A 17,941-nucleotide genomic window follows, 5' to 3' on the forward strand; every position below is an offset into this window, starting at 1 on the left:
TCACATGCCCCCTTTTCGCATCAAGTAAAGGAAATAAGGTCCTCCCACGATTGCCATCACAATCCCGGCAGGAATCTCCAAGGGAGCGAATGCCGTTCGACCAAACGTATCGGCAACAAGCAAGACAAGAGAGCCAAGCACGAGGCTAAATGGCAAGCCCAGACGGTAATCAGAGCCGACGAGCATGCGAGCCATGTGCGGCACGACTAGTCCGATAAACCCAACAAGGCCGACAGTCGATACCGAAACGGCTGCCAGATAGACCGCGATGATCGAAAGAGAGAGGCGCAAGCGATGCAAGTTTTGCCCTAAATTGTGAGCAACTTGTTCTCCAAGGCGTAAAATGTTTGCCTGCCTGATCGATAACAGCGCTGCGATCCACCCGACGATCGAATAGGGAAGCATCATCATGACATCGCCCATGCCTTTTCCGGACAGACTGCCATTCATCCATTGCAGCGCACCAGGCAGCTTGTCACTGTACAGGATGGACAATAACCCGATTGCTCCACCGAAGACAGCGTTGACGGCAACCCCCGATAGTATGATGCGCACAGGTGTTAATCCGCCCTGTTTTTTCCATGCCATGGAGTAGACCATGCCTGCTGCTACCCCGCCGCCAATGATGGCAGCTAAGGGTATCAAGTAAGAATAGTCGGGCACGACCAGCATGATGAACAACACCGTAACGGCTGCCCCGCTGGATACCCCCGTCAAACCTGGATCGGCAAGCGGATTTTGCATGACTGCTTGCAGCAGGGCACCCGATGCAGCGAGATTGGCACCAATCAATAGTGCGAGAAAAACACGCGGAATCCGGATATCCCACAGGATGGTTTGACTGGCGGCATCGCCGTGTCCGAGGATGGTTTCTATTGTTTCGGCAAGCGTGAGGCGTACGCTCCCCAGACCAATGGAGAGCAGTACAGCTACACCGAGCATGATGCAAGCTGTCACCAAGAGAGCAGCTTTCCTGTTCGGAATGTGCTGGGTCACAGAAAAAACTCCTTAATCGTTATACAGGATGTTTGCGAGCTCCTTGTAGGCAGCCGGAACTTTTACCAGTGAGGCGATCCCGAATGTGCTGTAATCGAGTGCTTTCATTTTGCCATTTTTGAATGCGTTCAGCTTTTCCCATGCGCCGTTTTTCTTCACGTCTTCTTCGAACTTTTTGGTCACTGCGCTCGGATCGCCATGCGCTATCAGTAAAATGACATCGGGATTGGCAGCTACGATCGATTCCATGTTGAGCGGCACGTATGTTTCGGTTTGTTTCAGAACATCGGAAGCGACGTTGGATGCGCCGAGATTACGGGCAAGGCTTCCGACAAATGTATTTTCATTCATGACCATAAGGGCTTCGGCAGAACCGAACAAGAACAATACTTTGGGGGCGGGCTTCCCTTTGGTTGCATCTATAATCGTTTGTTCTTTTTCCGTGATGGATTGGAGAAACGCTGTTGCTTTCTCTTCCTGCTTGAACAGGCGTCCGAGTGCGACAGTAGACAGTTTGAGCTCGTCGATTGAGTCTACAGGCAAGTACGCGGTAGGCAGCGCTGTGGGTTTGAATTTTTTATCGATGCTCGCTTGGATTGAGGTAGGTCCGAGAATGACGTCAGGCTGAAGCTTCGCGACCTGCTCCAAATCAGGCTGGTGAGAAGTGCCGATACGCGGAACATTGTCGAGGGAGGATGGTAGCTTGCTGCTTGTCGTCGGTACGCCTACCGGAGTGACACCCAGTTCGTTCAGTAACTCGGTAATCGCTACGGAAACGGTCACGACTTTTGTAGGTGGCTGGGCTTTGAATTGGGTGAGTAGCTCTTCTACCTTCTTTTCATCTACGCTGATTGTATGGACGGCTTGTTTGCTTGATGTCGACGAGTCCGACTGTGAGCTGGTTGCAGCTTGTTGTGTGACAGCTTCAGGGGACGCGGAATTGCTGCATCCAACTACACCTGTTAATAGCAAAGCAATCATCCCGGTTTTCCATCCTGCATGTTTCAATGTACGAAGCCTCCTGAGAATTTATGATAATGAGAATCAATCTCTTTTGCGTTGATTATGATTATATAGAGAATGATTACTATTATCAATGAAAAATTTCCATAGAAAGGAATGGTGAAAACAGGAGGAAAGCCGCGGAAAAAGAGGAAAGTAGAGGTGTTTTGTGCTAAGAGCGAAGGCTGCCCGGAGTAACTGAATGGACGTATATCGTGCGAATCTGGCTATTTCGTAAGCGAGGCGTCCGGGCATCCCAAGTCAGTTGGCTGCGAGAAAAAAGAAGGCAACAATGTAAATCTTGCAGCCGTCTAGCGAATCCGAAAAAGCTTCTGCCAGATCGAAGTTTTCCGTTCAGCGTCCCTGATTTTGGCTAACTCGATTTTGGCATCCATAATGTCATTCATTGCCTTGGTCAAGCGGCGATCACGTTCTTTCAGGTTGTTGGTAATATAGGTTTCCTGCTTTTCTACACGAGCTAGCAGCGCTAAGTAGGCGGCGTCTTGTTGCTGGACATGGGAAGCCAAGGCATGCAGCTTTTCATCCAGCTCTTCAAGGGCAGCAGTATGATTCAAAGCCGGATGTGAGGAAACAGGGGGGAATGCAACCGCAAGGGCCGTTTCCTTACGAGCGGGTTCAGTGGAGCTTTGCGTAGCCACCATTTGGGCAGCTTCATCTTGCGGAATGAGTTGATCCTTTGTTAAACGATAAAACCGCTGGAGACACGTAATATCTGTCTGCCTGTACTCCCGACGATTCTGATTATCCCGCAAAAACCAGTAGCCGTGCTGTTCCAAGAGCATGCTCCACTTGCGCAAGGTGCTCGCTCCGATGCCTAACAGTCCCGCAACTTCTCTGCCACTGTATGTTCTCTCCCGTGCCAATAACTCGATAACCTCTCCCATGGAAATCCCTCCTCTGGCGTAAGTCCGCTCATCTCTTGCTATACCGTTTCTGTACGTGAAAATGGTTTTCCTTTTGGAATCGTGCGACAAAATCTCACAGTGTTCGTAAGCAGAGTGCTGATTTTGCGTCAATTTGTCACCAGACGACAAAGTTGTTGGCAAAATGAGGACAAATGACGGACGGGTACAAGTACATTTTCTCTTTAACTCCGCATGTGCTCAGTAGGGCTATGCCAAATGTTCATAGGATGCATGAGAAGGAGGGATTAACCATGGCATTCAAAGATCAGGTAAAAAAATTCGAAGGTAGAAATGTTAGGGTTGTCACTGTAGACGGCACTTTTTTTGGTCGTCTAGTACAAGTAAAATCGACCACCATTATTTTGGAAGAGCGCAATGGTAATCGCCGCACCATTATTCGTGATTCGAAAATTGTTGCCGTTACAGAGCATGACGGCGACGATTGCTAAGTACGATTGTAGAAAAACAGGATTTGTTTCTCAGGCTGTCGAGTGATCGACGGCCTTTCCTATTCTTTACACCCTGCGGCATGGTAACATGAAAGGGACTGAAAAAACGCTGCGAATAGAGGAGGTACCACTATGTTGGATATTCGGTTTCACGGACATTCTTCCGTGCAGGTAACAAGTGAAGGGCATTCGATCATGATTGATCCATTTATTTCAGGAAGCCCAGTGGCAGCAACCAAGCTGGAAGACATCTCAGTTCAGTACATTCTTCTAACACATGGACACCAGGATCATATTTTGGATGCGGTAGAGTTGGCCAAGAAAAACGATGCGACAATCGTTGCAACCCATGAGCTTGCTACCTATTTGAGCTGGCAGGGAGTCAAGACCATCTCGATGAATCTGGGAGGCTCTATCAAACTGCCATTTGGAAAAGTGAAAATGACACAGGCGTTCCACAGCTCCGGTGTCGTGCTGGATGATGAGAAACAAATCGTGTACATGGGGATGCCAGGGGGCTTTGTGATCGAGCTAGGTGGAAAAACCCTCTATCACGCAGGGGATACAGGATTGTTCGGTGACATGAAGCTAATCGGAGAGCGTCATAACATCGATTTGGCGTTCCTGCCGATTGGAGATGTGTTCACAATGGGACCTGAGGATGCACTCGTAGCTGCCGAGTGGGTACAAGCCGATTTTGTTGTCCCCATTCATTACGATACATTCCCGCCGATCAAACAGGATGGGGAAGCGTTCGTAGCCGAGCTGGCTGAAAAAGACATCAGAGGCAAGGCATTGAAGCCAGGGGAGACATTGCGTTTGCCATAACACGATCTTGATACATAGAACCGCTAATCTACGGAGGGTGAGATTAGCGGTTTTTTTGCTACGGTGGGGAGAAGAATATTTCCAGACTAGGCTCCAGGCTCCGCCCCGCTGGGGGTTGAGACTGTCCGCTTCGAAGGGATTTGCGGGGAAACGCAAAAGTGGTAGCCGCTTCGTCGCAGGGGCACGTTGCGTTTCTTTTGCCCGCAAACCCCTTCTCCGCTGGGTAGGACTTCACAAGTCGCTACGTCTGGAAATATTCTTCTCTGTCGGAACTAATTACATTCTTCCATCTTTTCAGGCATTTAAGACCCGGTTAACACGGAAAGCTCGTAGAGGAAACAGGAGAAAAAAGCGAAGATCTTAGGGACACCGACCGAGGCGCAATGAAAAAAAGAGAAACAAGCCCTTAGCGTCCACCTCTGAGAAGCCGCCTGAATGGACGACTTTGGACGCGGGTTTCGCTTTTTTTCATGGAGCCGGGCAGTCAATCCCACAGCGGGTGGACCTAGAAGCTGAGCGTTTTCTCCTGTTTCCTCCCCACCACTACAGCAACAAACAGGGGTTTCCGTTATGTAGCTGCGGTGGGGAGAAGAATATTTCCAGACTAGGCTCCAGGCTCCGTCCCGCTGGGGGTTGAGACTGTCCGCTCCGAAGGGATTTGCAGGGAAACGCAAAAGTGGTAGCCGCTTCGAAGCCCGAGCACGTTGCGTTTCTTTTGCCCGCAAATCCCTTCTCCGCTCGGTAGGACTCCACAAGTCGCTACGTCTGGAAATATTCCCCTCTGTCGTGACTGATTACGATCTACCATTTTTTTAGGTATTAAAAAATCGGATCACACGGAAAGCTCGTAGAGGAAACAGGAGAAAAAAGCGAAGATCTTTGGTACACCGACCGAGACGGAATGCAAAAAGCGAAACACGCCCTTAAGCGTCCACCTCTGAAATACATCCTGAAAGGACCACTTTGGACGCGGTTTCGCTTTTTGCATGGAGGCGGGCAGTGAATCCCCCAGCGGGTGGGACAAGAAGCTGAGCGTTTTCTCCTGTTTCCTCCCCACTACTACAGCAACGTACCAAAAAGTTTTTTATACCAAAAAAGAAATCTCTGAAACTAGCATGAAAAGAACAGGACCACTCATAGATATAAAAGAGTAAAGGAAAGAAGAAAGGGTGACTTCCTGGATGAGATTGGTGCACAATAGTCTTCTATTTCTTGCGGGAGTGGTCCTCTATTCACTGGGTGGTCTTGCTTTTCCAGACGGTGGGGACTGGTATGATTCCCTGGCCAAGCCCGATGGGACACCGCCAATTTACTTGTTTCGTATCATCTGGCTCATTTTATATGCACTCATAGCATGGTCGTTCCTGATCTTGATTCGAACCAGGCAGATAGACCGCGAGCTTTTGCTTCTATATGGAATCAATTGGTTTTTTCATCAACTTTTTTTCGTATTGTTTATCGGCTATCAACTGCTCGTGTTGGCTGCGCTGGATACCATTCTGGTGATGTATTCCACATGGGTGCTGATTCGCGCCATTCGTCCCCACCACAAAATTGCATCCTCGCTGCTCATTCCCTCTTTCATGTGGAGCGTGTTTGCGATGTGTCTCGCGGTTGGCTTCTGCCTACTCAACCTGTGAAAGCACAAAATAATTACAGGCCCTCTACGAGTCGGCTGGCTCGCGCTGTCGCTTCTCTCTTTATTTCCTCCCAATGAAGGGTTTGGAATTGGCGCTGATGCATCAAAATTTCTCCGTTCACAATAGTTGTATCCACATCGGCTCCCGTTGCGCTGTATGCAAGCAGGGCAGGGATGTCATGGACAGGCTGCAGGTGCGGTTTATCCAGATCGATCAGGATGAGATCAGCTCTCTTCCCGGCTTCTAGAGTTCCGACCTCGTGATCGATTGCAAGCAGCTTTGCACTTTCGATGGTAGCCATGCGCAAGGCTGCTTCGGCAGGAAGAACCGTCGGATCGCCGTGCTTGAGCTTTTGCATCCAAGTTGCGGCTTTGATCTCGGCAAACATATCGAGAGTCGTAGCACTGCCAGCACCATCTGTTCCCATCCCGACAGTGACCCCGGCCTCGATCAGCTCTCTGACAGGGGCGATGCCGCAGCCGAGCTTCAAATTGCTGACAGGATTATGTGCGACACCGCCCGTCATCCCGCGAAGTAGCGCGACATCGGATTCATTCAGATGAACAGCATGCGCGAGCAAGACGTGGGTGTCGTGGAACATGCCCAGTTCATGTAAATACTTCGTGGGAGTCTGATTGTACTTGGTCCGGATTTTTTCTCCTTCCTCAATCGTTTCAGCCAGATGGATGTGGAGCGGGATTTTGCGCTTGCTGGCAAGCGCGATGACTCCTTGCAAAGGCTTCGGCGGGCACGTATAAGGAGCGTGCGGACCGAGCATCGTCGTGATTCTGCCATCGCCGGCCCCCGTCCAGTTGTCGATGAGGTCCAAGGCTTCGGCCATTCGTCGTCCTCCGTCATCTTCGAAAAAGACCATGCCACGAGTCAAGGAAGCGCGTATCCCGGAATCAAGTACCGCTTGGGCGACCGCATCCATATGCACGTACATATCGGCAAAAGCAGTCGTGCCAGAAGCAATCATTTCCGCGATTCCCAGTGTCGTTCCCCAGTAGACATCTTCTCTTGTCATCCGGGCTTCAGCAGGAAGCATCTTTTTGTCCAACCAATCCATCAGCTTGAGGTCATCGGAAAAAGCACGCAGCAAGGACATGCTGGCATGGTTGTGCGCGTTGATGAGACCAGGCATTGCTACCTTATTTTTAGCCAGTATGACACGGTCTGCTTCCTCTTCAAGGGATGGCCCGATTTTGGCGATTCGACCATCCACGATCCAAATATCCCCGAGAAATGGCTTCTCTCCCTCAACCATCGTCAAAATCATGCAGTCTTTAATCAGTAACGTTTTCATGGGAAAATCCTCCTTTTTATTCTTGGTAGCGATGCAAGAGTAAAGCTTGACGCCGCGAGAAAGTCAAGGAGGGAATTTTTAGAAAAGGAGAGAACAAATTCAGAAGAGTTGTGCTGAGCTCGTGATTTTGAAATATTGTTTATTAGATAACAATTGACTAGAGAAATAATGCTACATAAAATGTAGATAAGATTTGGGGGAAGAAAGCGATGTCACATATGTTAAATGGAGGGCTTGTCGGCCTACAAGCAATCTTGGATCAATTGAAGCCTTCGGAGCGAAAAGTCGCTGATTATATCCTGGCTCACCCGGAAGATGTCGTGAAGCTTTCTGTCCAAAAACTGGCGGAATATAGTGGGGTTTCCGAGGCGACGATTATCCGTTTGGCTCGCTCTCTTAATATGAAGGGATATCAGGAGCTAAAGCTGCGCGTCGCGGGAGATTTGACGAAACAGACGGCGATGGGTAGCTATCAGGAGATTATGATGGAGGGTTCAGTTGAATCGATTATGCAAGCGGTCAGCTGGAACAACATTCAATCCATCCAGGATACGCTCTCCGTCTTGTCCAACGAAGAAGTAAAGAAAGCAGTCGACGTGCTGTCGGTAGCCAGGAAGATCGATGTCTACGGCGTCGGTGCATCCGCAGTCATTGCTGACGATATCCGGCAAAAATTTTCGCGGATTAACTTGTGGTGTGAGGCTTATTCGGATTTTCACGCACAATTGACGTCGGCAGTCACTTTAACGGAAAAAGACGTGGTTATCGGCATATCTTATTCAGGACAGACCGAAGACATTATTCAATCGCTGACGGAGGCCAAGCAGCAGGGAGCGACCATCATTACCCTGACTAAATTCGGACCCTCGCCAGTAGCCGAACTAGCCAACATTCGGCTGTTCACCAGCTCGGTAGAAAAAAGCATTCGCAGCGGAGCCATGGCTTCACGCATTGCTCAATTGAACGTCATCGATATTTTATTTATTACCATGATCAGCAGGATGCAAGAGCAAGTCATTCCCCTGTTGGAAAAATCAAGGCTTGCTGTCAGTCGAACGAAACGCTCATCGACGTAGGAGAAGGGAGGGAAGACGTGGACGATCTGGAGCTGCTATTGCAAGGATGGGTGGACAACGGTTTGCTACCGGGAGCTGCCTTGCGAATCGTGCGTGATCGTCGTATCTGGTATGCGTGTGATGTCGGAACGACGAGTATTGCCAAAGACCAGCGGGTGACGCCGGATACCATGTTTGACCTGGCGTCGCTCACCAAAGTGACGGCGACGCTGCCGGCTATCCTTTTGCTCGTGCAGGAGGGAGTGATAGCGCTAGATGATCAGATTGGTCGATTTTTTCCCAATTGTCCCGCTGATAAAAAGCGGATCACCCTCGCACAACTGCTCGCGCATACCTCAGGAATGCCGGCAGATTTGGCAGAGAGAAGGCGCGATAGCGAGATCGATTTGCCAGAGCTGTTGTATGCGCAAGAATTGATTCACGAGCCAGGGGCCCAGGTAATTTACAGTGATTTGGGCATGATCTGGTTGGGCCTCGTTATCGAACAAGTAACCGGAGAGCGCTTGGACCAGTTTGTTACCCGGCGCATCTTCACCCCATTGGGCATGGCACAAACCGTCTACTGTCCAAATCAGCGAATTTATCGGAATATTGCGTCTACTGAGCATTGCCGTCTCACTCACTCCTACATTACAGGCGAGGTTCATGATGAGAAAGCATTTGCGATGGGAGGGGTTGCCGGACATGCTGGACTATTTTCAACGGCTGACGATTTGTGCCGATACGCGATGAGCTGGTTGTACCAAGACCCTCGAATACTTGCGAGCGAATGGTATGAACTGGCGATTCGTAACCATACAGAGCAAGCAGGGGGGAATAGAGGGTATGGCTGGGAGCTCAATCAAGCTTCCACCACCTTGAGCTGTGGAAACGGCTTGCATCGTAAGAGCTTCGGGCATACGGGCTTTACTGGAACCAGTATGTGGATCGACCCGGAGCAACAGTTTGCTGTCATCTTTCTTACCAACGCCGTTCATCTAGGCCGCAATCATCAGCTTCGGCAATTACGACCAATTTTGCACGATGCGGTTACGGCTCAGCTTTTGCAGACCTAAGGGAAGAAAAAGGGGAGGGTTTCGCATGAAGCAATTTCGTTTTCGCTATGTAGCTTCAATCGTGTTGGCTGCAGTTATGGTAGTGACAGGATGTAGCAGTGGAGGAACCGAAACAGAGTCTGGCGGCGGGCAGGGTGGAGGACAGCAGGTAACACTCTCGATGCATAGCTGGCGTGTAGAAGACACGGAGGGCTACAAAGCCATCATCAAAGCTTTTGAGGCAGACAATCCGAATATCAAGATCGACTTCAAACCATTCAAAGCAACGGAGTACAATACCATCCTGAACACGGCGCTCCAAAGCGACAGTGGTCCAGATATTTTGCAACTGCGTCCCTACGCTCCAGGGATTACTCTAGCTGAAGCTGGACATCTGGAGCCTCTCGACAATGTGCCAGGTATATCTAGCATACCAAAAGACGTGCTCGCAGCGGCCACAGGTAAAGATGGTAAAGTCTACGGTGTCCCACTATCCCTGAACTCCACGCAATTTTACTACAACAAGAAAATCTTCGAGCAAAACGGCCTCCAGGCACCGAAAAGCTGGGATGAGTTGATCGTGACAGCCAAAACCTTGAAAGAGAAAGGAATCGTCCCGATCTCTTTCGGAGCAAAGGAAGGCTGGCTCCTCTCTCTCAGTCATGGTGTGATTGCTCCAGCTAGCTACAACGGAACGGACTATCTCGACAAGCTGCTGAAAGGAGAAAGTGACCTGAAAAGCGCCGAGTTCCTCCAATCCGTGCAGCGCATGCAAGAACTTATCCCTTATTTCCCGGAAAATTATGTGGGTCTCGAATTGAATGATATGCGGACATTGTTCGCCACGGAAAAAGCAGCGATGTTCATCAATGGCAGCTTTGAATTGGAAGGAATCAAAAAGCTCAACCCCGATTTGCCACTTGATTTCTTTCCAATGCCAACCAATGACGGAAAACAAGTCCTGACAACCTGGGTCGATGGTTCCTATGCCGTAAATGCCAAGTCCAAACACAAAGCAGAGGCATTGAAGTTCATGGAATTCATGGCGACGAAAAAGTTCGGGGAGCTATTCGCAAATCAGTTCAAACGAATCAGTGCAGTGCCAGGTGTATCGACTGACGATCCGTTGGTAAACAAAATGGCAGAGCTGTCCCAATCAAGCGCCACGCCCTACTTGATGGTCGTCAGCTTCGCGGAAGGAAAACCGACCACGAAGCAAACATTGGAAAACGCCCTCCAAGGCATGTATTTAGGCAAGCTCACTCCTGAGCAGGTCGTAGAAGAAGTCCAAAAGTCGGCGGCTACCTGGTTTGCTCCCTTTAAAAAGTAGAAAATAGCAAACGAAAAGGGGAGTGGACCTGAGTTGGGTTCACTCCCGGCTTCTGAACAGGCCGCGATGATTTTCATAAGAAGGGGTGAGTATCATCGAGACGGTAAACCGGAAAAGCATTCGAACAAAGGGGCAGGTGCGCTGGCTGATTCACTTGTTTCCGCTGCCCGCGCTTGTTATTTATACGTTGTTTGTCGTGTACCCAATTTTTTCAGCATTCTTATACAGCTTGTACGACTGGAATGGCATCAAGCGCGGGGTTTTTGTCGGACTGCAAAATTTCATTACGCTGTTTACGGTAGAGCCTTTCAACGAAATGTTCTGGAATGCTTTACGGCATAACGTCTTCTACTTTGTGGTCGAAATGATTGTGCAAAATGGGATTGCTTTCGGACTGGCTTTTCTCATCTATCGCAAAATACGAGGTTCCGGGTTTCTCAAGATCGCTTATTTCATGCCAAGGCTGCTGTCTGTTATTGTGATTGGGTTTTTATGGAAATTGATTTTAAATCCGAATTACGGTGCACTCAATACCGTTTTGGGGAAAATTGGTCTCGAAGAGTGGGCCAGACCATGGCTCGGTGATCCAGATACAGCGCTCCTCGCGATTATTTTAATTAACTGCTGGTTTGGCATAGGCTTTGCCATGCTGATCTTTTTGGCGGGACTTCAGTCGATCCCGGAGGATTTGATCGAGGCGGCGAGGTTGGATGGGGCAACAGGCTGGCGGATGTTGTGGAAAATGATTTTGCCGCTGTGCATGCCAGCAATCACGATTATGACGATATTCACGTTCATTCAGGCCTTTGAAGCGTTCGAACTCGTCTACGCCATGCAAGGCTCGATGGGTGAGCCGTTTTATTCGACGGATACGCTGGCTGTTTACTTTTATCGCATGGCGTTTAGCAGCGGAGCTGGGGATGTCACACTTGGACTCGGTTCGGCATTGGCTGTCGTGTTGTTTTTCATCGTCGGATCTGTGTCGGCACTGTCACTCTATTTGATGAGGAAACGAGAAGTCCAACACTAGTTGCGTGTTCCTGAGTGGAAAGGAGGATGCGATGTGAAGATGACTGTGGGTGGGAGAGCTGTATCTTATGTGCTGGCGTATTTCTTTGCGTTAATCGCGTTATATCCGATCGTACTGATGATTTCTTCTTCCCTGAAAACGAATATGGAGATTTTTGCGAGTCCGCTCTCCCTTCCGAAGACGTTTAGCCTGGATACGTATAAAAAGCTGTGGGAAGCGGTGCCTTTTGCTGACTTTTTGTGGAACAGTGTATTCGTCAGTGCCATGTCTGTCTTGTTGATTACGGTTTTTTCAGCGATGGCGGCCTTTTACTTGTCGCGCTTTTCCTTTAAATGGACAGGGGGGCTATACTTCTTTTTCATTGTTGGCCTGATGATTCCGATCAAGCTGGGGATCGTCCCCTTGTTTTTGCTGATGAAGAATCTAGGGCTCTTGAATTCACTGTGGTCGCTGATTCTGATTTATACGGCGAGTGGCATTCCGATCTCCGTTTTTATTTTGACGGGCTTCTTTCGGACGTTGCCGATTGAGCTGGAGGAAGCGGCGCGGATCGATGGGTGCAGCCATTTTCAGGTGTTTTGGCGTGTGCTCTTGCCACTGATTCGTCCGGCCTTGGCTACGGTGATTATTATTAATTTCATCCATGCGTGGAACGACTTTTTCTTCCCGTTGATTTTCATTCAAGAGGAAGCGCTCAAGACGATTCCGGTAGGCATGATGGTGCTGTTTGGAGAATATGAAACAGACTGGAGCCTGTTGTTTGCTGGGCTCACGTTGTCTGCCTTACCGATGATCGTCGTGTTTTTGATGGCATCGAGGCAGTTTATGGAGGGGTTGACGGCAGGTGCAGTCAAGTAATGGGGAAAAGTGGTTCATCGGGATCGATGGAGGCGGAAGTAAAACCAGAGCAGCGATCTGCAATGAGACGGGACAGGTTCGAGCAATTGTGGTGGGCGAATCATCCAACCCGCTCTCCAGGAGCTGGGGAGACGTGGAAGCTACTCTGCGCCAACTCATTGAGGCTGCGAGGATAAAGGCAGGTGCCAGAGAAGAGGAAGTAGCCGGCCTGTTTATCGGGCTTGGCGGTGCAGATCGTCCGCAGATCAAGGAAAGAATTCAGCATGCCTTCGTCGAAGAGTGGGGAGAACGTCTGTTGATTGATAACGATGTCATCGCAGCGCTTTACGCGGGAACATGGGGGCAGCCAGGCGTCGTTCTCCTTGCTGGTACGGGCTCGATTGCCTGTGCCTTTTCAAAAGAGGGGGCGCGGCACCGTGTAGGCGGATGGGGGTATCTGGTAGGAGATGAGGGCAGCGGGTTTGATTTGGGTAAAAAAGCGGCAATCGCCGTATTGCGCGAATACGATGGGCGCGGTGAACCGACCGTACTGACGCGACTGTTTATGGACCACTATGGCGTAGAACGTCCTGATGAGCTGATCAACTTGATCTACGGGGGGAGTAATCCACGAATGGAGCTGGCAAAAACGAGCCAACTCGTGGAACAAGCCGCAACACTAGGCGATCCTGTGGCAAATGCATTGATCATGCAAGCAGTCGGGGATTTGCTAGAATTGGCCGATGCTTGCTTAAAAAAGGTCCAGGAGCCTGTACCGGTCGTTTTGGCAGGAGGATTGTTAACTGCCGGTACAATCCTTCGGGAACAACTGGTTGCGAGCGCTTCGTTTCAAACGGTGATTCCTACAGTTTCGCCTGTCGTTGGAGCACTGGTCGCGGCAATTACGAGGCTAGGCTTGGCTGTTGACGAAAAAATGGCAGAGCAATTGTGTGTGAGCGCAGCGATACTTGAAAAATCGCACATTTAAATTTTCCGGGGGATGGAAACAACAGAGCGAATAGGGTAAAATTGGGTGAGAATAGGATTTGAGAACGTTGCAGGCTATTTCCGTAATTTGGAGTAGCCGTTTTCTCGTCCCAGGAGGGAGGGGCACGATGAAAAACTTATTGGACAGTGGATGGAGAAGTGGTCATCTCTATCGTTCCTTCTTTGATCAAATGATTCAGGCCACTTTTCTGCTCGATCGATTTGGTAGAGTTTTTAAAGGCAATCCTGCCTGCCAAGTGTTGAATGGGTACGCCGTAGAAGAATGGGAAGGGGCCTCATTTTGGAAGCTGGCTGTTTCGGAAGAACAGGAAATAGTACGCCTTCAAACACAATTTGCGATGAATGGCGATCCGAGACCTTATTACTCCGCTTTTCGTCATAAGGATGGGGCAAGTATTCCCGTGTATATTACATATGGAACCTTTTGGGAGGAAGGCACGTCTATTGGGTATTATGCGATGGTGCAGAAGCTTCCGGCCTCGTTTGGGAACAGCTATGGTTCCGAACAGTGCAGAGTATTGGATATTTCGGGTGAAGGTGCGTTCGTCTACCATGCTGGGGAGCTTCAATACGTCAATCAAGCAGGGATGCAACTAGTTGGGGCTTCCGGCTTGGACGAGCTGTTATGGTATCCTTTTCAGTCGTTTTTCCATCCCCGTGATGTACCGAAGATCAAGGGGCTACTCCGTATTTTGGAGGAAGGGGAAACGGCCGCGCCGATTGAGGTTGAGCTGATCCGCTTGGATGGCAGTCGGACGGAGGTAGAAGTGTGTGGAACATCCGTGCCGATGCAGGACAAGCCCTCCTTATACATACTGATCCGAGATATTACGGAACGCAAACGGGCGCAAGAATTTTTGCAAAACTCGGAAAAACTCGCGCTCGTCGGGCAATTGGCGGCAGGGATTGCACATGAGATACGCAATCCGCTTACCTCGTTAAAAGGCTTTGTGCAATTAATGCAAAAGGATGGGATGAGGAAGCCAGAATACTTCTCGATCATGAGCTCGGAATTGGCGCGGATCGAGATGATTGTTACAGAGCTGTTGGTCTTGGCGAAGCCGCATACGGCTGTGTTTGAAGCCCGCGATCTGTCCAACCTGATCACGCATGTGGTGACGCTCTTGGAGACGGAGGCGATTTTGAAAAAGGTCATGATTCAGGTCGTTTTCGAATCGGAAGTCCCCATGATCCATTGCGATGAGAATCAGTTGAAACAAGCCTTCATTAACTTTTTGAAAAATGGGATCGAAGCGACCTCAGGGAATGGAGAAATTGTGATTCGGCTGCGGTGTGAAGATGACCGAGTCGTCATTCGGTTTGAAGATAATGGCGTAGGTATCCCGGCTCATCAGTTGGCGAGATTGGGAGAGGCTTTTTTCACGACGAAGGAAACGGGGACGGGCCTGGGATTGATGGTGAGCCGCAAAATCATCGAGAACCATCGGGGGACTCTGCGGTTGATAAGCACCCCAGGTAACGGAACGGCAGTCGAGGTATGCTTGCCGATCAGCAGCTAGGAGGACGACTGGATGAACAAAAATACGGTACTGACAGCAGGCTTCGCCCAAATCCCCAAGGGAACTACCTTGTACGAGGTTTCTACCATGGTTGGCTGTGTACTCATCATTGATGTAGACGCCGAAGTGATTTGCGACGCCAGCTTTACCTTTGTCATGGACAAGACGAGCGAGTTTTTGGTGAGCTTGCTGGTAGGCAAGACAGTTGCAGATGGCATGCAGGAGATCACAAAGGCGATCCAAGAACGTTTTTTAGCACCTGGTCAGGGAGCTGTCTTGCAAGCCATCCGTGCAGCTATTGAGCGATATCATGAAAAAAAAGCGTAAAGCTACCCAATAGCCGGAGGGTTAACTATGCATGAGAAGCAAGACGTTAGAGAAGCGTATGCAAGACAGTTGTTGGAGCGTTATAGCCAATGGCTCGGCAACATAGAAGCAGTCGAGCTTGGCGAGGTCGAAGCGTTATCTCGTGAGGTAGACAGTATGCTGTCCGAGCAGGACAGTGTCTTGCATGCAGAACTGCTGAAGCAGATTGTGGAGCTGCGAAATAAAGTAACCGAAATGATGTGGATATCCGAGCACATGAAGATTTTACATGACCTCAGCCACATTTTTGCGAAAACGTTTGAGGAAAGTAAAATTTTGTGGAAAGCATTCGAGCTGGTCTCGCGCGTGATGCGTGCAGATGCTTTCTTTATTGCCTTTTATGATGAAGGCGACAGTGAGATCAAAATTCCGATCAGCATCGATAATGGGGTCAATTACGGTCCGCTCACGATTCCCTATGGGCAAGCGATGGTGTCCAAAGTGATTGATACGCGGGAAACTATCCACATCAAGACGATGAAGAACGAACCAAGCGAGCCAGAAATGATTCGCTGGGGAAGCCCAGAAATTGATACGAATACATGCATTTTCGTTCCACTCATGCTGGGGAATCAGATCAAGGGCGTTATTTCTGCCCAGTCTTATCGTGAATTCGCCTATAAAAAAGAGCACGAGGAACTACTGAAAATCATTGGTTTTCAGGTAGCAAGTGCTATCGAAACGGCGCGTTTGTATGAGCGAATGTACCAGATGTCGTTTCAGGATGAGCTGACAGGGATTGCGAACTATCGTGCATTCCATCGTGATTTGGAAAAGCTGCTGAGTGAAGAGGATGCGTCTGTCTCTTTGATCATGCTGGATTCCGACAGCTTAAAAGCGGTGAACGACCATTATGGTCATCATGCAGGGGATGCATTGATTAAGCAAATTGCCGAAGCGATGAAAGAAGTGGCCGGACCGGAGGATACTGCGTATCGTTATGCGGGAGACGAGTTCATGCTGCTCTGCCCAGGATCGTCCAAGGAGATGGCGGAGGAAAAAGCGCATGCCATTCGGGAGTATTTGCGCTTGCGCCCCTTAGCACAGGACGATTGCTGCATCTTGATTGCGGTCAGTGTTGGAATTGCGCGCTACCCTCAAGACGCAAACACGGCTGATGGCTTGAAGCGGGCAGCAGATGAGGCACTGTACCGCTCCAAGCGCAAAGGAAAAAACTGTACGACCGTGTATGCAGCCGGCTAAGCTTTCTGCTGCCGCATGGCGAATAGAAACGTCAAAATTGGCGAGATCCACAGGTAGATGACATAAGGTAAGTATTCCAGTGTAGATACATGCAAGGTGGCGGTAAAGAATGCACCACTTACCCCCCATGGAATGAGTGGGTTGACGAGTGTCCCGCAGTCTTCTAGAGTACGAGACAGTCGTCTGCCCGCCATTCCGCGAGCTGCAAATGCTTCACGAAACATCTGTCCAGGGAGCAGGATGGACAAGTATTGTTCTCCTGTCAGCAGATTCACGAGTATAGAAGAAGATCCGGCAAGTCCGACCATCTCGGCGTCTCGTTTGATTCGATTGATGAATCCGGAAAAGAGAGAATGAAACACACCGCTGTATTGCAGGATGCCCCCTAAAGACAAGGCAATCAAAATCAAGGCGAGGGACCAGGTCATCGACAACAGTCCACCACGGTCCACAATGGATGCAACGGCTTCATTGGCGATATTGCTGACGAAGCCTTTTTGCATGACAGTCATCCATTCGACCGGAGAAGTAACTCCTTCAGAAAGAGCAGCAGTAACAATCCCGCTTAAAATCCCGAATACCAATGTAGGCAAAATTGGTTTTCGCAGCGCTGAGCATAACAGGACGACGAATGCTGGCAGTAGCGATAAAAGGCCAAGCGAGAAGTTTTGTTCCAAAGCAAGCTGGATTTCTTGAATCGCGTCTAGATTCACATTGGCACTTTGTCCTTGAATTCCGAAGAAAATCGCGGTAATGACAAGGGCAGGAACGGCAGTGCGTGACATGAACTTGACGTGCTCCGACAAGGAAACGCCTGCAATAGCTGCTGCAAAGTTAGTCGTGTCGGAGAGCGGCGACATTTTATCCCCGAAGCATGCTCCACAAATAATGGCTCCGGCTGTAATCAATGGATCAAGTCCGAGAGCCGTCGAGACCCCCATCATAGCGACCCCTACCGTACTGATCGTGGTAAAAGAGCTTCCTGTAACAGTCGAGACGATCACCGTCAGAAACAGGGCGGAGAGGGTGAAGTACTCCGGTGAGATGAGCGAAATGCCGAGGTGCAAAATCATCGGAACAGTTCCACTCATCATCCATACCCCGATCAAAATGCCGATTAAGGAAAGAATCAGCATGGGGGCGATCGCGGTTTGAATGCCTTTGATCAAGCCCTCCTCCATTTGCTTCCACGGAACGCCGAACAGGAAGAGAAGAGTGGCAGCTCCTATGGTTGCGAGGAAGAGCGGCATATGCGGCTCAACTTTGCCCCAAAAGAGGGCGGGAAACAAGATTCCGAATACGGTGACAAGCACCCAAATACTTTGCGAAAAAGATAATGGCTTGTTCATAATGGCAACTCCTTGTTAAATCAGGCTGAAGCAGTGAGAAG

At 49.6% G+C, this 17,941-nt stretch carries 17 protein-coding genes; 12 read left to right on the forward strand and 5 right to left on the reverse strand.

The features are described 5' to 3' along the window. From ASG16_RS14500 to ASG16_RS14510, 3 genes are all read right to left on the reverse strand, one after another. Positions 1-996, reverse strand: coding sequence for a FecCD family ABC transporter permease (locus ASG16_RS14500; RefSeq protein ID WP_082517327.1), 996 nt, complete (start codon positions 994-996; stop codon positions 1-3). 12 nt (positions 997-1,008) lie between these two features. Continuing rightward, positions 1,009-2,004 carry a helical backbone metal receptor gene (locus tag ASG16_RS14505; protein ID WP_056496864.1) on the reverse strand — a complete coding sequence of 332 codons (996 nt, stop codon included), beginning with the start codon at positions 2,002-2,004 and terminating at the stop codon, positions 1,009-1,011. A 305-nt stretch (positions 2,005-2,309) separates the two neighbouring features. Next, the gene (locus ASG16_RS14510; protein WP_056496862.1) at positions 2,310-2,903 is read right to left on the reverse strand and encodes a MerR family transcriptional regulator; all 594 of its coding nucleotides are present in this window, start codon (positions 2,901-2,903) and stop codon (positions 2,310-2,312) included. A 272-nt stretch (positions 2,904-3,175) separates the two neighbouring features. On the opposite strand from ASG16_RS14510, the gene ASG16_RS14515 reads away from it, so the two are divergent. The 3 genes from ASG16_RS14515 (at position 3,176) to ASG16_RS14535 (ending at position 5,841) form a co-directional block, all read left to right on the forward strand. Then, positions 3,176-3,373: a hypothetical protein gene (locus ASG16_RS14515; RefSeq protein ID WP_056496858.1), complete on the forward strand. Its 198-nt coding sequence runs from the start codon at positions 3,176-3,178 to the stop codon at positions 3,371-3,373. Between the two features lie 132 nt (positions 3,374-3,505). Beyond that, positions 3,506-4,201 (forward strand): metal-dependent hydrolase, encoded by a 696-nt coding sequence (locus ASG16_RS14520; protein ID WP_048031657.1) that lies wholly within the window; start codon positions 3,506-3,508, stop codon positions 4,199-4,201. A gap of 1,181 nt (positions 4,202-5,382) precedes the next feature. Beyond that, a complete protein-coding gene (locus ASG16_RS14535; protein WP_056496856.1) occupies positions 5,383-5,841 on the forward strand; it encodes a TspO/MBR family protein in 459 nt (152 codons plus the stop codon). Positions 5,842-5,854: 13 nt separating this feature from the next. Here the strand turns inward: ASG16_RS14535 and ASG16_RS14540 are convergent, their stop codons facing one another. Beyond that, a complete protein-coding gene (locus tag ASG16_RS14540) occupies positions 5,855-7,147 on the reverse strand; it encodes an amidohydrolase (RefSeq protein ID WP_056496853.1) in 1,293 nt (430 codons plus the stop codon). A gap of 218 nt (positions 7,148-7,365) precedes the next feature. Here ASG16_RS14540 and ASG16_RS14545 point away from each other — a divergent pair, with 218 nt between their 5' ends. From ASG16_RS14545 to ASG16_RS14585, 9 genes are all read left to right on the forward strand, one after another. Next, positions 7,366-8,223 (forward strand): MurR/RpiR family transcriptional regulator, encoded by an 858-nt coding sequence (locus tag ASG16_RS14545; protein ID WP_483296478.1) that lies wholly within the window; start codon positions 7,366-7,368, stop codon positions 8,221-8,223. 17 nt (positions 8,224-8,240) lie between these two features. Beyond that, positions 8,241-9,278, forward strand: coding sequence for a serine hydrolase domain-containing protein (locus ASG16_RS14550; protein ID WP_056496850.1), 1,038 nt, complete (start codon positions 8,241-8,243; stop codon positions 9,276-9,278). A gap of 25 nt (positions 9,279-9,303) precedes the next feature. After that, the gene (locus ASG16_RS14555) at positions 9,304-10,587 is read left to right on the forward strand and encodes an ABC transporter substrate-binding protein (RefSeq protein ID WP_056496848.1); all 1,284 of its coding nucleotides are present in this window, start codon (positions 9,304-9,306) and stop codon (positions 10,585-10,587) included. 136 nt (positions 10,588-10,723) lie between these two features. After that, positions 10,724-11,617, forward strand: a complete 894-nt coding sequence (locus ASG16_RS14560) for a carbohydrate ABC transporter permease (RefSeq protein WP_082196037.1) — start codon at positions 10,724-10,726, stop codon at positions 11,615-11,617. Positions 11,618-11,650: 33 nt separating this feature from the next. Continuing rightward, complete coding sequence (locus tag ASG16_RS14565) at positions 11,651-12,475, forward strand: carbohydrate ABC transporter permease (RefSeq protein WP_056496845.1); 825 nt, start codon at positions 11,651-11,653, stop codon at positions 12,473-12,475. Further along, complete coding sequence (locus tag ASG16_RS14570; RefSeq protein WP_056496840.1) at positions 12,462-13,442, forward strand: N-acetylglucosamine kinase; 981 nt, start codon at positions 12,462-12,464, stop codon at positions 13,440-13,442. Before ASG16_RS14565 ends, ASG16_RS14570 begins: the two co-directional genes overlap by 14 nt. Before the next feature lie 127 nt (positions 13,443-13,569). After that, positions 13,570-14,982, forward strand: a complete 1,413-nt coding sequence (locus ASG16_RS14575) for an ATP-binding protein (RefSeq protein WP_056496837.1) — start codon at positions 13,570-13,572, stop codon at positions 14,980-14,982. A gap of 12 nt (positions 14,983-14,994) precedes the next feature. Continuing rightward, on the forward strand, positions 14,995-15,309 hold the full coding sequence (locus ASG16_RS14580) for a DUF3870 domain-containing protein (protein WP_007725309.1): 315 nt from the start codon (positions 14,995-14,997) through the stop codon (positions 15,307-15,309). A gap of 27 nt (positions 15,310-15,336) precedes the next feature. After that, positions 15,337-16,551 (forward strand): sensor domain-containing diguanylate cyclase, encoded by a 1,215-nt coding sequence (locus ASG16_RS14585; protein WP_056496836.1) that lies wholly within the window; start codon positions 15,337-15,339, stop codon positions 16,549-16,551. Here the strand turns inward: ASG16_RS14585 and nhaC are convergent. Further along, a complete protein-coding gene (nhaC, locus tag ASG16_RS14590; RefSeq protein WP_056496834.1) occupies positions 16,548-17,900 on the reverse strand; it encodes a Na+/H+ antiporter NhaC in 1,353 nt (450 codons plus the stop codon). The two genes, ASG16_RS14585 and nhaC, sit on opposite strands and share 4 nt — an antisense overlap. Between the last annotated feature and the right edge of the window lie 41 nt (positions 17,901-17,941).

Origin of the sequence: Brevibacillus sp. Leaf182, from assembly GCF_001423865.2 — a bacterium.
GTDB classification, from domain to species: Bacteria; Bacillota; Bacilli; order Brevibacillales; family Brevibacillaceae; genus Brevibacillus; species Brevibacillus brevis_C.